Origin of the sequence: Bradyrhizobium sp. Pha-3, assembly GCF_042258325.1 — a bacterium.
Lineage (GTDB): Bacteria > Pseudomonadota > Alphaproteobacteria > Rhizobiales > Xanthobacteraceae > Bradyrhizobium > Bradyrhizobium elkanii.
This window is the reverse complement of record NZ_CP170151.1, coordinates 7,283,632-7,297,669: the sequence shown is the minus strand read 5'-3', so window position 1 is coordinate 7,297,669 and position 14,038 is coordinate 7,283,632. Positions and strand designations below refer to the sequence as shown.

At 65.2% G+C, this 14,038-nt stretch carries 12 protein-coding genes and 1 pseudogene; 9 read left to right on the top strand and 4 right to left on the bottom strand.

The window, feature by feature from the left end; all coding sequences use genetic code 11:
* Positions 1 to 48: 48 nt before the first annotated feature.
* Positions 49 to 971, top strand: a pseudogene (gene ligD, locus ACE10X_RS34815) (non-homologous end-joining DNA ligase).
* A gap of 841 nt (positions 972 to 1,812) precedes the next feature.
* Here ligD and ACE10X_RS34810 read toward each other — a convergent pair.
* The 3 genes from ACE10X_RS34810 to ACE10X_RS34800 all read right to left on the bottom strand — a co-directional run bounded on the left by ACE10X_RS34810 (position 1,813) and on the right by ACE10X_RS34800 (position 3,099).
* Complete coding sequence (locus tag ACE10X_RS34810; protein ID WP_157788132.1) at positions 1,813 to 2,082, bottom strand: hypothetical protein; 270 nt, start codon at positions 2,080 to 2,082, stop codon at positions 1,813 to 1,815.
* 94 nt (positions 2,083 to 2,176) lie between these two features.
* Positions 2,177 to 2,443 (bottom strand): HGGxSTG domain-containing protein, encoded by a 267-nt coding sequence (locus ACE10X_RS34805; RefSeq protein WP_038387719.1) that lies wholly within the window; start codon positions 2,441 to 2,443, stop codon positions 2,177 to 2,179.
* Complete coding sequence (locus ACE10X_RS34800; protein ID WP_038387720.1) at positions 2,440 to 3,099, bottom strand: hypothetical protein; 660 nt, start codon at positions 3,097 to 3,099, stop codon at positions 2,440 to 2,442. Before ACE10X_RS34800 ends, ACE10X_RS34805 begins: the two co-directional genes overlap by 4 nt.
* Positions 3,100 to 3,513: 414 nt before the next feature.
* On the opposite strand from ACE10X_RS34800, the gene ACE10X_RS34795 reads away from it, so the two are divergent.
* The 3 genes from ACE10X_RS34795 to ACE10X_RS34785 all read left to right on the top strand — a co-directional run bounded on the left by ACE10X_RS34795 (position 3,514) and on the right by ACE10X_RS34785 (position 7,892).
* Positions 3,514 to 5,835, top strand: a complete 2,322-nt coding sequence (locus ACE10X_RS34795; RefSeq protein ID WP_038387721.1) for a molybdopterin guanine dinucleotide-containing S/N-oxide reductase — start codon at positions 3,514 to 3,516, stop codon at positions 5,833 to 5,835.
* 110 nt (positions 5,836 to 5,945) lie between these two features.
* Positions 5,946 to 6,989, top strand: coding sequence for an alpha/beta fold hydrolase (locus tag ACE10X_RS34790; RefSeq protein WP_038387722.1), 1,044 nt, complete (start codon positions 5,946 to 5,948; stop codon positions 6,987 to 6,989).
* Between the two features lie 27 nt (positions 6,990 to 7,016).
* Entirely contained in the window at positions 7,017 to 7,892 is an 876-nt protein-coding gene (locus ACE10X_RS34785; RefSeq protein ID WP_038387723.1) for a PhzF family phenazine biosynthesis protein, read from the top strand.
* Positions 7,893 to 7,939: 47 nt separating this feature from the next.
* Here ACE10X_RS34785 and ACE10X_RS34780 read toward each other — a convergent pair whose 3' ends face one another.
* Positions 7,940 to 8,446 (bottom strand): helix-turn-helix domain-containing protein, encoded by a 507-nt coding sequence (locus ACE10X_RS34780; RefSeq protein ID WP_026193238.1) that lies wholly within the window; start codon positions 8,444 to 8,446, stop codon positions 7,940 to 7,942.
* 206 nt (positions 8,447 to 8,652) lie between these two features.
* Between ACE10X_RS34780 and ACE10X_RS34775 the strand changes: the two genes are divergently transcribed.
* The 5 genes from ACE10X_RS34775 to ACE10X_RS34755 are packed head-to-tail and all read left to right on the top strand — an operon-like array spanning position 8,653 to position 14,029.
* Positions 8,653 to 9,291, top strand: coding sequence for a 2-hydroxychromene-2-carboxylate isomerase (locus ACE10X_RS34775; protein ID WP_038387724.1), 639 nt, complete (start codon positions 8,653 to 8,655; stop codon positions 9,289 to 9,291).
* 59 nt (positions 9,292 to 9,350) lie between these two features.
* Positions 9,351 to 10,895 (top strand): class I adenylate-forming enzyme family protein, encoded by a 1,545-nt coding sequence (locus tag ACE10X_RS34770; protein ID WP_244435984.1) that lies wholly within the window; start codon positions 9,351 to 9,353, stop codon positions 10,893 to 10,895.
* Between the two features lie 51 nt (positions 10,896 to 10,946).
* Positions 10,947 to 11,684: an SDR family oxidoreductase gene (locus tag ACE10X_RS34765; RefSeq protein ID WP_016845326.1), complete on the top strand. Its 738-nt coding sequence runs from the start codon at positions 10,947 to 10,949 to the stop codon at positions 11,682 to 11,684.
* Positions 11,685 to 11,696: 12 nt separating this feature from the next.
* Positions 11,697 to 12,878, top strand: coding sequence for an acyl-CoA dehydrogenase family protein (locus ACE10X_RS34760; protein ID WP_304556811.1), 1,182 nt, complete (start codon positions 11,697 to 11,699; stop codon positions 12,876 to 12,878).
* Between the two features lie 20 nt (positions 12,879 to 12,898).
* On the top strand, positions 12,899 to 14,029 hold the full coding sequence (locus tag ACE10X_RS34755) for an acyl-CoA dehydrogenase family protein (protein WP_038387729.1): 1,131 nt from the start codon (positions 12,899 to 12,901) through the stop codon (positions 14,027 to 14,029).
* Positions 14,030 to 14,038: the final 9 nt, after the last annotated feature.

Below are 14,038 nucleotides of genomic sequence, written 5' to 3'. Positions count from 1 at the left end.
CGGAACGATTGCGATTGCGGCCATTTGAATCAGCTCGTTGTTCGCGGAGTGGCGTTTCAGCGTAGGAAGCCCGAGGCGATCGGGACCAAGGCGCTCTTTCCCAGCTTCATCGCGCCGGCCCTGGCATCGCCGATCGACAAAGTGCCGAGCGGCACACGCTGGATTCATGAGATCAAGTTCGATGGCTACCGGGTTCAGGCTCACATCGCCCATGAAGAGGTGAAGATCTACACCCGGCGCGGCAACGACTGGACCAAGCGGTTCAAGAAGGTTGCCGACGACGCCTGGCACATTTCCGCATCATCAGCCATCATCGATGGCGAGATCGTTGTTCCCTTGGCAGATGGCACGACCGACTTCTCCGTGCTGCAGAACGAGCTGCGGGGCAAGTCGACCAGGATCGTGATGGTGGCCTTCGACCTGTTGTACCTCAATGGCCGTGATCTCCGGAAGCTGCCGCTGATCGAGCGCAAGGCTGTGCTGAAAAAGCTCGTCTCCGGCACCGCCATCCAGTTCAGCGAGAGCTTCGAGGTCGACGGCCCCAAATGTTCACCCATGCCTGCAAGCTCGGCTATGAGGGCGTGGTGTCGAAGGTGGCAAATAGCGTGTATCCGACCGGTGCCCGCAGCCGCGACTGGGTCAAGAAGACCTGCGCCCAGCGCGAGACACTGACCATCGCGGGCTTTGCGCTCGACGGCAATGAATGGGACGGCATCTATGTCGGGCGACGCAAGGGCGACGAGCTGATCTATGCCGGCAAGGTCGACCACGGCTTCGACAGGGCCTCGGCCGCCGACCTCCGCAAACGCCTGACGCCGCTGATCCGCAAGACGCAGCCCTACACCAGGCGCATTGCGCACAAGGCGATCTGGGTTGAGCCGAAGGTGCTGGCCGAGATCGAGTACCGCGCCAAATCCGCCGAGGGCAAGGTGCGGCACCCGTTCTTTCGGGGCGTGCGAGAAGACCTATGACGACGCCACGCTGCATTTTTTGCGACGACACAAGATGGGTGTGTGAGATCCATCAGGATCAGCCGTGGACCGGTCCGGACGCCTGCGCTTGGGGAGGCGCCGTGCGCGCCCTGTCCGGCCTGCAATCAGCCGAATGATGACGGTCCTCCTCGAATGCCCGAGGGCTTCCAACCAGATGAATAAACGAGGCTTGGCTGTGACGTTGCCGACGATGGCGTTGCAGCCGTCCGCCACCTTCACGTTCTGCACGGTAATAAGCCCGACAGGCCGGCAATTGGAAAGAGAGGGTTACTTCCTCAGTCGGATGCAAGGAGCCCACAGGGGCGGCGCCGGCAGCTTACAGGGGCTAGCCCGCATGGACGGTCCCGTAGATCTACCATGACCCGGAATTCCAACTGCTCGGCGCCGGAGCGGGCGCTAAGTTGATAGCGCGGGGGGCGGCGCCTTGAGGTCAGGAGGCCGCAATGGAGCGTCTGTACTTGGGCATCACCGTCACCAGCACTTACGCGCTGGTCACCTTTGCGCTGATGCTGGCTTTCGTGCACTGACCCCCGGGAATCCGGATCCTTGCTCGCGGGGCCGCTACGGGGTGCGTTGTCGCTTTCGCGGAACGCGGCAATGTCGGCAACCGGCAACCTTTTACTGCGTCAGCGGGTTTAATATTCATGCCCAGGCCTGTAGCGATAACCCTGATGAGTTTGGCCGTTGCAACGCTCACGGCGTTCGGCATCGCCGCGGCCCTTATGATCCATTAGCGGGAATGGGCCACCGGGATTTCACGCCCGGCGGCCCATTGGTCGTTGAGGGAGTGCGGGCGGACGACCATCAGTTCGGCTGCGGTCTATTTCTTCATGTGGTCCTTCGGCATCGTCTCATGCTTCATGGCGCTGCCGCTACCACTGCCTTCCTTCGAGTTCGGATCGTTCATCGTCGCGCCCGGGTTTGCCGCGCCGGGGGTGCTGGATGCACCTTGACCACTGGTCGCAGCAGGAGAGTTGCCACCGCCGCGACCGGCGCCGCCGCCTCCACCCCCACCACCGCCTTGAGCGCTCGCTGCTACGATTGACCCGAATATGAATGCCGTTGCCAGTGCGATCTTCGCAATTTTCATTTGAACGTTTCCTTTGCTAGCGAGCCGGTGCAACACGCCTCGAAGATCGACGTTCCCAAATGCCGTTTTTGCGCGCGGCATTTTCGAAACGCAGTCACTTTATCCCCTCCAGCAGCTTCCGCACGTCCCCCAACAACGCCCGTATCTGCCGTCGCTCGGCGATCGCTTCCCGAGTGAACCGGCCGTGCTTGCGCGCGTTCCGGTTTGCCCGTGGCGCGCCGGATCCCTTGGCGCAGCCGTGCATGCGGCAGCGCGTCTTGCCGCGCACTGCCGGCGCGCGGCACGCACCGCCGCAGCGGGTCCTGGCGCCGCAACGCTGGCTGGCCAGCATCGGGCCGGTCGTTTGGACGTGATCGCTCATGCCTGGGCGTGCCGCCCGGCATCGGCGAGATTCCGCCGTCGTCTGGTGCCCGCGGATTTCGGCGCCCGCGCCGCGGATGCCGGGTTGTTGTCCGATACGATCACGCTCGCGTGCTGGGTGACGTTGCCGACGATGGCGTTGCCGCCGTCCTCGACGTTGACGTTCTGCACGGTGATGGCGGGCTCGCCATGGCTGCGGTGGCGGTTCAGCGCGTCGATCTGGGCGGGAAAGGTGCGGGCGAGCCGGCCCAATGCGCGCGCGGCGCTGTCGTGCTGGGCAAGGTCCTTGGCATGCGCGAGGTGATGGGCACATCGCATCGCCATCACATGAACCGACACCATCTGCGCCACCAGCATGGCCTCGACGGAATCCCGCGGGCGAATGCTTCTCACCATCGAGATCATGAAGGCGAGGTTGACCTCGCAGGGCTTGCCGCCGCTCACGCTGGCCTTGATCAATTGCCGGAGGATGCCGTCCATCGCGTCGCGGTCGGCGACGCCCAGTGCGTTCGCCATCAGCTGTGCGCCGAGTTCGGGATCAGGATGGTCGATGCAGAAGCCGTGCGGCGAGAATTTGATCCGCGGGGCTGTGGCGGCCTGGGTCGGGCCGGTTGCGGCGGCCATCGTCGGCACGGTGATGTCGGGTGCAGTATCCATGTCGGGTATTCCCTGGAACGCGGGGCAAGCGCGCAGGCGATCGCTCGCTGCGGGAGCCGGCGCGATGTCGATTGTGGGGAGGGATTCGGTCGCAAGTGCATCCGTCGCGCCCGCTGTTGCGGGCGAGGGTGCTTGTACGATTTCGGAATATTGGAAATGTATCCCTGATTTGCCCGACGCGTCAAGTGGCCTTGTCGGGCGCCGGGCAGCCGCCGGCTCCTTTGCATGGGGTTGTTTTCGATATTTTGGCGGCGCGGCCCCGGCGGGGAGTTCCGCCGCCGTCAGGCGCAGTCATGCCGGCAAGGCACGGTGCGGTCCGTGTTAGCGGGTACCGTGCGCCGATTGGATCATTATACTGGCGGGGAATGTTGCGACAGGCCCGCCGCGACGCCGGCCTGGGATGAAGGAGCATCGATGAGCGAGACCATTGGCCACCCCGATCCCGGCCTCGATCTGTCCGACGGGTTCAAGCCGCACACCTCGCATTGGGGCGTGTTCTCGGCGCGTCTCGGCAAGGCCGGTCTCGAAGTCAGGCCCTATGCCGCTGATCCCGATCCGAACGGCATCATCAACAATTTCCCCGGCGCGCTGCGCCACCAGGCGCGCATCGCGCAGCCCGCGATCCGCCGCGGCTGGCTCGAGCGCGGGCCCGGTCCGGACGATCGCCGCGGCCGCGACGACTTCGTTTCGGTCAGCTGGGAGCAGGCGCTCGATCTGCTCGGCGGTGAACTGACGCGGATCCGCGACACGATCGGCCCGGGCGCGGTGTTCGGCGGCTCCTACGGCTGGTCCAGCGCGGGCCGCTTCCATCACGCGCAGAGCCAGGTGCACCGCTTCCTCAACATCGCCATGGGTGGCTACGTCCGCTCGGTGAACACCTATTCCTCGGGCGCGTCCTCGGTGCTGCTGCCGCAGATCCTGACCGGCTACGAGGACATCACCAAGCGCAACGTCACCTGGGAGCAGATCGCGGCCGAAACCGGCATCGTGCTGGCGTTCGGCGGCATGGCGCTGAAGAATTCGATGGTGGCCGGCGGCTCGATCAGCAAGCATGTCGAGCGCGGCGCGATGGAAGCCGCGCACCGGCGTGGCTGCCAATTCATCCTCGTCAGCCCACTGCGTGACGATCTCCCGGTCGAGGCCGGCGCCGAATGGCTGACGGCCACACCCGGCACCGACACCGCGCTGATGCTCGGCATCGTCCACACTTTGGTCAGCGAAGGCCTGCACGATCAGGCCTTCCTCGATCGCTACACCGAGGGCTGGCCGGTGTTCCTGCGCTATCTCACCGGTGAGAGCGACGGTCAGCCCAAGAGCGCCGAATGGGCCGCGGCGATCTGCGGCATCGATGCCGACACGATCAGGGCGCTCGCGCGCCGGCTCGCCGGGCGTCGTGCGCTGATCACCGTGTCGCATTCGCTGCAGCGCGCCGAGCATGGCGAGCAGCCGGTGTGGATGGGCATGGTGCTGGCGGCGGCGCTCGGCCAGATCGGGCTGCCCGGCGGCGGCTACGCCTATTCGCTCGGCGCGATCGGCTATTACGGCCGCCGCGTCAACGCGGTGCCCGGACCGACGCTCGGGCAGGGCCGCAACGGCGTCGCCGACTTCATTCCGGTGGCGCGCATCGCCGACATGCTGCTCAATCCCGGCACCACCTATCGCTATAACGGCGAGACGCGCACCTATCCCGACATCCGCCTCGTCTACTGGGCCGGCGGCAATCCGTTCCATCACCACCAGGACCTCAACCGCCTACGCAAGGCGTTTGCGCGGCTCGACACGCTGGTGGTGCATGAGCTCGCCTGGACCGCCACCGCCCGCCACGCCGACATCGTGCTGCCCTCGACCATGACGCTGGAGCGCGAGGACATCGGCTATTCCAGCAACGATCCCTTGATGGTCGCCATGCACCGGATCGCCGAGCCGTTCGGCCTCGCCTGCGACGACTACGAGATCTTCGCCGACCTCGCCGAGCGGTTAGGGGCCCGCGAGCCCTTCACCGAGGGACGCACGTCGCGGCAATGGCTGGAGCACCTCTATGAGCCAACGCGTAAGGCGCTCGCCGCGCGCGGGCTCGAGGCGCCAAGCTTCGAGGAGTTTTGGGAACGCGGCAGCCTGGTGGTGCCGCAGCATCTCGACGACGGCGGCTCGCTGCGTCGTTTTCGCGAGGACCCGGTCGCGCGGCCGCTGCCGACGCCGAGCGGCCGCATCGAGATCTTCTCGCAGAAGATCGCAGGTCATGGCGATGCGGATTGTCCGGGCCATCCGGTCTGGCTCGAGAAGACCGACGCGCCGACATCAGGTGCGCCGTGCTTCCTCGTCGCCAACCAACCGGTGACGCGCCTGCACAGCCAGCTCGACTTCGGCGGTCACTCGCTTGACGCCAAGCATCGCGGCCGCGAGGTCGCGCGCATGAATCCGCGCGACGCGACCGCGCGCGGCATCGCCGACGGCGACATCATCCGCATCTTCAATGCGCGCGGTGCCTGCCTTGCCGCGGTGCATGTCACCGACGGCATCGCGCCCGGCGTGGTCCAGCTGCCGACCGGCGCATGGTACGACCCGATGGACCCTGAGGAGGAGGCGCCGCTCTGCGTGCACGGCAATCCGAACGTGCTGACGCGCGACATCGGCACGTCATCCTTCGCGCAGGGCTGCACCGGCCAGCTCACCAGCGTCGAGGTCGAGCGGTTCAACGGCAATCTGCCGCCGATCCGGGCGTTCGATCCGGCGTAGCTGGGACGCTCGCGGCCGATCACGAACAAATCATCGGTCGGCCGCTGGATGGCGCCGAACCGTTCGGCTACGGCATCACGAAGTCGTCCCTGAGATCCGGATTTACTGAGATGCACCTGAAAACCCTGTTTCACCTTGCCGTCGCTGCGACCGTCGCGCTCGGTTCGTCCAGCGCGTTGGCGCAATCGGCCGCCGAGCCGGCCTATGGACCGGAACTGCAGGGCTTCGACTATCCCTATCCGGTCGAGCATTATCGCTTCAGCTCGCAGGGGCAGGAGCTCGACATGGCCTATCTCGACGTCAAGCCGGCGACGCCGAACGGCCAAACCGCGGTGCTGCTGCACGGCAAGAACTTCTGTGCCGCGACCTGGGACGGCACCATCAAGGCGCTCAGCGGCGCCGGCTATCGCGTGATCGCGATCGACCAGATCGGCTTCTGCAAATCCAGCAAGCCGGAGCGCTATCAGTTCACCTTCCAGCAGCTCGCCGGCAACAGCCGCGCGCTGCTCGCCTCGCTCGGCATCGCGCATTCGATCATGGTCGGCCATTCGACCGGCGGCATGCTCGCGATGCGCTATGCCCTGATGTATCCGGAGGCCACCGACCACCTGGTGCTGGTCGATCCGATTGGCCTCGAAGACTGGAAGGCCAAGGGTGTGCCGTGGCTCAGCCTCGACGGCTGGATGCAGCGCGAGACGCGCGTCACCGCGGACAGCATCCGCGCCTATGAGCGCGCCACCTATTACGCCGATACCTGGGATGCGTCCTACGAGACGTGGGTGCAGATGCTGGCAGGCATGTATCGCGGTCCGGGCCGCGCCGCGGTGGCGTCGAGCTCGGCGCGGCTCTACGACATGATCGCGACCCAGCCGGTGTTCTACGAATTCGAACAGATCAAGCCGCCGACGCTGCTCTTTGTCGGCGACAAGGACACCACCGCGATCGGCAAGGACACCGCGCCGCCGGAGATTCGCAAGACGCTCGGCAATTATCCGGTGCTGGGCAAGGAGGCCGCGAAGCGGATTCCGCATGCGCAGCTGATCGAATTCCCCGACCTCGGCCATTCGCCGCAGATCCAGGCCCCGGCGCGCTTCCACGAGGCGCTGCTCAGCTGGTTGCAGCATCCGGAGACCGGCGCGACGCTGGTCAAGTAGCAGACGGCGAGACAGGCGAGCGACATCATGGCGACAGCGGAACTGGTCAGCGTCTTCACGGTGGATGGGCAGGGCGGCAATCCCTGTCCGATCGTGGTCGATGCAAGCGGCATGAGCGCCGTCGAGATGCAGGATGTTGCGCGCCGCCACGGCCACGAGTCCGGCTTCGTGCTGCCGGCACAGAGCGACGATTTCGACGCCACGTTCCGCTTCTTCGTTCCGAACCACGAAATGGAAATGTGCGGCCACGCGACCATCGGTGCGCTCTGGCTGCTTGCGCGCCAGGGAAGGCTGTCGGGCGACACCATGCGGATCTCGACGCGCAGCGGTCCGGTCACCGGCTTCATCGGCCGTGATCGTCACGGCGAGCCCAGTGTCGAGATCACCCAGCCGGCCGGCAAGACCGTTCCGCTCACGGCAAGCCAATGCGATGACGTGCTGCGGGCGCTCGCGGTCGGGCCGGAAGCGATCGATGCGGCAACACCGTGCAATGCCGTCACATCGCGCATCAAGACCTTGATCCCGATGCGCTCCCCCGAAGCGCTGAATGCGCTCGATCCCGCGACAGGGGACGTCGAAGCGGTCTGTGGCCGGATCGGATCGACCAGGCTCTATCCATTCGCCATGATCGACCGAAAGGCTCGCCTGTTCGAGGCGCGGCAATTCCCGCGCTCCTCCGGCTATCGGGAGGATGCCGCAACCGGCATTGCGGCCGCGGCGCTGGCGTTCGGCCTGCTCGACTATGGCTTGGTCGCTCCTGATGACGACGAGATTCGAATCCTGCAGGGCAGGGCGATGGGGTGGCTGTCCGAGATTCGGGTCCGCATCGGCTTCGCCGGCGGCCGTCCCGTCGGCTGCCTGCTTGGCGGCAATGTTGCGCTGATGGCTGCGCCGTCACACTGAGCAGCCGCCAGCGCAAGGCGAGCCGGCTTCGCAAACAGTATCCAGGTCTAATCAGCGGCGCGCCTGGCTCGCTCCTGCGCCTTGGCGTGCACCGGTGACGATTTCCGCGCACCGGGGCCCGGATGCACGTGGACCGCCTTCGCGCTCAGCGGCTCGCCGCATTCCGAGCAGACCATGACGGGATCGAACATCTTCTTGCAGGTCTTGTGTTCGTGCAGCATCGGCCGGCCGCGCGAATCGACCATGTGGACGTTGCCCCAGTGCACGATCGACATGATGATCGGATAGAGGTCGAGCCCCTTCTGCGTCAGGATGTATTCGTAACGCTTCGGCGCCTCCTGATACGGAATCTTGCGCAGCACGCCGAACCGCACCAGCTTCTTCAGCCGGTCGGCGAGCAGATGCCGCGTGATCCCGAGCGACGCCTGGAAGTCATCGAACCTGCGGATGCGCAGGAAACATTCGCGCAGGACCAACAGGCTCCAGCGGTCGCCGATGACAGCCACCGTGCGGGCCACCGAGCACGGCTCCTCCTCGAGGGCATCCCATTTCATCAGCATCTCCTGCGGCCGGCGACGATATCGCTCAGTAAAATTCTAAAACAGAACTAACGTCATTTCAATAGGATGCCTAGCTTGGAGCCGTAGCCTGGTCATTGGATGACAAATATCATATTGACAGTTCTAAAATAGAACTTAAGGTCCACGCTCGATCAACGCGGCGGCTGACGGCCGCTGGCAATCGAAGGGAAGGGCGTTCCATGGCTGCTCCGCTCAAGGTCGAATTCCATTTCGATTTTGGAAGTCCGAACGCCTATCTGGCGGAACTGGCGCTGCCCGACATCGAGAAGCGCACCGGCGTGAAATTCGACTACATCCCGGTGCTGCTCGGCGGCGTCTACAAGGCGACCGGCAACATGTCGCCCGGCGAGTCGCTGCGCGGCATCAAGAACAAGCCCGAGTATAACGCGCTCGAGACCGAGCGCTTCCTGCGCCGCCACAACATCACGACGTTCAAGACGAACCCGTTCTTCCCGGTCAACACGCTGATGCTGATGCGCGGCGTCGTCGCTGCCGATTTCGAAGGGCTGTTCGAGCCGTACTTTCGCGCCGCCTATCACCACATGTGGTCCGAGCCCAAGAAGATGGACGATCCGCAGGTGTTCCGCGAAGCGTTCCTGTCCTCCGGCCTCGATATCGACCGCATCATTGCCCGCGCCCAGCAGGACGAGGTGAAGAAGAAGCTGATCGACAACACCAGCAACGCGGTGGCGCGCGGCTCGTTCGGCTCGCCGACCTTCTTTGTCGGCGACGAGATCTTCTTCGGCAAGGACAAGCTGCGCGAGGTCGAGGACGAGATTGTCGCGCAGCTGGCCGCGGGGCGGCGCAAGACCGCCTGAGCGGGAAAATTCCTCAAGACAACAAATCAGGCCCAAAGGGCTGTCACAGGGAGGTTTCAGTGCAGGCGTCGACCCAGTTTGAAGGAAGTGTGGAAGGCTTGCCGAACCGCATCCACGAGGTGATCGATCACCACGTCGGGGCGACGCCGGATCATCCGGCGCTGATCGACGACAAGATGCGGCTGACCTACCGCGAGCTCGACCGAACGGTCGGTCGCGTCGCCGAGGCGCTGCGAGCGCTCGGCATCCGCGCCGGCGACCGCATGATGATCGTGAGCGAGAACTCGATTCCGCTCGCCTGCCTGCTGCTGGCGGCGAGCCGGCTCGATGTCTGGTCCATCGTGGTCAATCCGCGGCTGTCGCCGCGTGAGCTCGACCAGATTAGGGATCACAGCGGCGCCCGCCGCGTGCTGTTGACCGCCGAGGTCTCGCAGGAGGCGGCCACGCATGCCGCGCGCTACGAGGCTGCCGTGCAGGATGTCGGCCCGCTCCGCGGCATCGCCGTCACCGGCCTGAATCTGGCAACCGTGGCGGAGCCGGTCGAGGCCGACGGCGCAAACCAGGTCGCGGTTCTCATCTACACCTCCGGCACCACGGGCACGCCGAAGGGCGTGATGCTGACCCATCGCAATCTGTTGTTCAGCGCCCGGGCGACGGCAAGCTTCCGAAAGATGGCGGCCGATGACGTGCAATATTGCGTGCTGCCGATCTCGCATATCGTCGGCATCTCGTTGCTGACCATGACCCTGATGATCGGCGCCACCGTGCGTCTGGTGGCGAAATACGATCCGGCCGCGCTGGTCAAGGCGATGACTGAAGAGGGCATCACGATCCTGAACGGCGTGCCCGCGACCTATCAGCGTCTGCTCGAATACCGGCGCAATGCCGGCCTGCCGAAGCTCGATCGCGGCCGGTTGCGCGTGATCTCGGTGGCCGGCGCGCCGCTCGACCTCGATCTCAAATCACGGGTCGAGCAGGAACTCGGGCTGCCGCTGCTCAACGGCTATGGCATCACCGAATGCTCGCCGGGTATCTCCGGCGTCCGGCCCGACAATCCGCGGGCCGACCATGCGGTCGGCACCGTCATGCCCGGCCTCGAGGCCAGGCTGGTCGGCCGCGACCTCAAGCCGGTTGCGGCAGGCGAAGTCGGCGAGCTGCATGTTCGCGGCCCCAACGTGATGCGCGGCTATTACCGCGCGCCCGACCTGACCGCCAAGGCGATCGATCCCGACGGCTGGTTCAACACCGGGGATCTGGCCCGCTTCGAGAATGATGCGCTCTACATCGTCGGGCGAACCAAGGAGATGATCATTCGCTCCGGGTTCAACGTCTATCCGGCCGAGATCGAGGCGGTGCTGAGCACGCACGACGCCGTGGTGCAGTGCGCCGTGGTCGGCCGGCCGGTCGAGGGCAATGAGGAGGTGGTCGCCTTTGTGCAGCTGATCAAGGGCTCGACCGCCACCGTACAGGACCTGATGGCGCATATTGCCCCGCAACTCACCTCGTACAAGCGTCCGTCGGAGATTATCCTGATGGACGCGCTGCCCGCGACATCGACGGGCAAGCTGCTGAAGCACAAGCTGGCGGAGTCGCTGCGCAGCTGAGGCTGAGCCGCCGCCGCGAGCCAGTTCACTCAAACAAGACCGGAGTACACCATGCAGAAGCGAAACAGGACGGTGGCCGTCATTGGTGCCGGCGATTTCATCGGCGGCGAGATCGCCAAGAAGTTCGCCTCCGAAGGCTTTACGATCTTCGCCGGCCGTCGCAATGGCGACAAGCTGGCGCCGCTGGTCAAGGAGATCGAGGCTGCCGGCGGCGAGATCCATGCGCGTTCGCTCGATGCGCGCAAGGAGGAGGAGATCACGGCCTTCCTCAACGACGCCGACAAGCATGCGCCGCTGGAGGTCTGCATCTTCAACATCGGCGCCAACGTCAATTTCCCGATCCTTGAGACCACCGAGCGGGTGTTCCGCAAGGTCTGGGAGATGGCCTGCTATTCCGGCTTCCTCGCCGGACGCGAGGCGGCGCGGCTGATGATGCCGCGCGGCGAGGGCAACATCTTCTTCACCGGCGCGACCGCGTCGCTCCGCGGCGGCAGCGGCTATGCCGCGTTTGCCAGCGCCAAGTTCGGCCTGCGTGCCGTGGCGCAGGCGATGGCCCGCGAGCTGGGGCCGAAGAACATCCATGTCGCGCATCTGATCATCGATTCCGGCGTCGACACCGAATGGGTGCGGCAGCGCCGCATCGAGGCGCTCGGCCCGAACGCGCTCGACAATCCCGATCTCTTGATGCCGCCGGCATCGGTCGCGGGCGCCTATTGGCAGCTCTATCAGCAGCCGAAGAGCGCCTGGACCTTCGAACTGGAAATCCGGCCCTTCGGCGAGAAGTGGTAGGGAGCACTGCAGATGGAGCTCGCGCTATCCCCTGAAGATGCGGCGTTCCGCGACGAGGTTCGTGCCTTCATCAAGGACAATTATCCGGCGGAGATGCGCGTCGCCAATCCGGAGACCGATCTCTCCAAGGAGCAGATGCTGCTGTGGCATCGCATCCTGCACGAGAAGGGCTGGATCGCGCCGCTCTGGCCCAGGGAATATGGCGGGCCCGGCTGGTCGATCACCCGCCGCTTCATCTTCGAGCAGGAGACGACGCGCGCCGGCACGATGCCGCCGCTGGCATTCAGCGTCACCATGGTCGGCCCGGTCATCTACACCTTCGGCAACGACGCGCAGAAAAGGAAATTCCTGCCGCGCATCCTGTCCGGCGAGGACTGGTGGTGCCAGGGCTATTCGGAGCCGGGCTCCGGCTCCGACCTCGCCACCGTGCGCACCAAGGCGGTGCGTGACGGCGACCACTACATCGTCAACGGCCACAAGACCTGGACCACGCTGGCGCAGCACGCCGACTGGATCTTCTGCCTGGTTCGTACCGATCCCACGGCCAAGCCGCAGTCCGGTATTTCCTTCCTCCTGATCGACATGAAGTCGCCGGGCGTCACGGTGCGCCCGATCATCACCATTGACGGCTCGCACGAGGTCAACGACGTCTTCCTGGAGAACGTCCGCGTCCCCGCCGAGAACCTGATCGGCGAGGAGAACAAGGGCTGGACCTACGCCAAATTCCTGCTCGGCAACGAGCGCACCAGCATGGCCGGCATCGGCCGCTCGACACGCTATATCGAGCGGTTGAAGAGGATCGTGAAGGCCGAGATCCCGGAAGACGATCCGGCGTATCTGGAGTTCATCAGGGATATCGCCCGCGTCGAGCTCGACGTGCTGGCACTGGAGGCGACCGAGCTTCGCGTCGTCGCCCAGATGGCGCGCGGCATCGACCCGGGACCGGCGGCCTCGCTGTTCAAGATCCGCGGCACCGAAATCTTCCAGGATATCACCGAGCTGACGCATCGGGCGATCGGCAATTACGGGCTTGCGATCCGCGAGCATCCGGTCAGCGCCAATCACTTCATGCCGGGCCCCGACTACGGCCACACCGCGTCGGAGAAATATCTGAACTCGCGCAAGCTCTCGATCTACGGCGGGTCGAACGAGATCCAGCGCAACATCATCGCCAAGGCGGTGCTTGGACTCTAGCCACAAGCAACGAGGATCGGATGGATATCCAGTTCACGGAAGAACAGGAATTGTTGCGGTCCAGCGTCCAGCGGCTGCTGCGCGACCAGTATGATTTCGACGCCCGCCGCAAGATCGTCGCGAGCGAGGAGGGTTTTGGCCGCAAGCAATGGGCTGAATTCGCCGAGCTCGGCCTGCTCGCCGCGCCGTTCTCCGAAGCGGTCGGAGGGCTCGGCGGCGGGCCGCTGTCGACCATGATCATCATGCAGGAGTTCGGCCGGCATCTTGTCGTGGAGCCCTTCGTCGAGACGGTCGTCGTTGCGGGTGGCTTGATCGAACAGGCAGGTTCCGACGCGCAGCAGCAAGCGTTCATCGCCGACATCATCGCGGGCACGAAACTTTGGGCGCTGGCCTGGACCGAGAAGGGCTCGCGGTTCGATCTCGCCACCGTCACCACCACGGCGCGCCGCGACGGCAATGACTATGTGCTCACCGGTGAGAAGACGGCGGTGCTGGCGGCGCCGTGGGCGGATTACCTCATCGTCTCCGCGCGCACCTCGGGCCATCGCCATGATCGTGGCGGCGTCAGCCTGTTCGTGGTCGATCGCCGGGCGGCCAATCTCGACCTGCAAAGCTTCAAGACGATCGATGGCCGCAGGGCGGCCGAGATCAGCCTGCGCGGCGTGCGCGCGGAATTGCTCGGCAACGAGGGCGAGGGCGTCGCCGCGCTGGAAGCCTGTCGCAACCGCGCCATCGGCGCGCTCTGCGCCGAGGCGGTCGGCGCGATCGGCGAACTGAACGCGGCGACCCTGGACTATTCCAAGACGCGAAAGCAGTTCGGCGTCACGATCGGCAGCTTCCAGGGGCTGCAGCACCGGATGGTCGACATGTTCATCGCGCATCAGGAGGCGTTGTCGCTGATGCAGCATCTCAGCCTCAGTCTCAGCGACGATGAGGCCGGGATCTCCCGGCTGGCCTCGGGCGCCAAGTCCAAGATCGGCTATGCCGGCAAGTTCGTGGCCGACCAGGCGGTGCAGCTGCACGGCGGCATGGGCATGACCGACGAGCTCAATGTCGGCCACTACTTCAAGCGGATTTCCTCCATCAACATCCAGTTCGGCGATCCCGCCTACCACGTGCTGCGCTATGCGCAGCTCGACGCGGCCGCCTGATTCAGAGAG

What these genes read in the sequence shown, in the direction of transcription:
- ACE10X_RS34785 (WP_038387723.1), top strand. Translation starts at nt 7,017, where the DNA reads ATGGCGACAGCGGAACTGGTCAGCGTCTTCACGGTGGATGGGCAGGGC.
- ACE10X_RS34795 (WP_038387721.1), top strand. Translation starts at nt 3,514, where the DNA reads ATGAGCGAGACCATTGGCCACCCCGATCCCGGCCTCGATCTGTCCGAC.
- ACE10X_RS34765 (WP_016845326.1), top strand. Translation starts at nt 10,947, where the DNA reads ATGCAGAAGCGAAACAGGACGGTGGCCGTCATTGGTGCCGGCGATTTC.
- ACE10X_RS34760 (WP_304556811.1), top strand. Translation starts at nt 11,697, where the DNA reads ATGGAGCTCGCGCTATCCCCTGAAGATGCGGCGTTCCGCGACGAGGTT.
- ACE10X_RS34810 (WP_157788132.1), bottom strand. Translation starts at nt 2,082, where the DNA reads ATGAAAATTGCGAAGATCGCACTGGCAACGGCATTCATATTCGGGTCA.
- ACE10X_RS34790 (WP_038387722.1), top strand. Translation starts at nt 5,946, where the DNA reads ATGCACCTGAAAACCCTGTTTCACCTTGCCGTCGCTGCGACCGTCGCG.
- ACE10X_RS34805 (WP_038387719.1), bottom strand. Translation starts at nt 2,443, where the DNA reads ATGAGCGATCACGTCCAAACGACCGGCCCGATGCTGGCCAGCCAGCGT.
- ACE10X_RS34800 (WP_038387720.1), bottom strand. Translation starts at nt 3,099, where the DNA reads ATGGATACTGCACCCGACATCACCGTGCCGACGATGGCCGCCGCAACC.
- ACE10X_RS34775 (WP_038387724.1), top strand. Translation starts at nt 8,653, where the DNA reads ATGGCTGCTCCGCTCAAGGTCGAATTCCATTTCGATTTTGGAAGTCCG.
- ACE10X_RS34755 (WP_038387729.1), top strand. Translation starts at nt 12,899, where the DNA reads ATGGATATCCAGTTCACGGAAGAACAGGAATTGTTGCGGTCCAGCGTC.
- ACE10X_RS34780 (WP_026193238.1), bottom strand. Translation starts at nt 8,446, where the DNA reads ATGAAATGGGATGCCCTCGAGGAGGAGCCGTGCTCGGTGGCCCGCACG.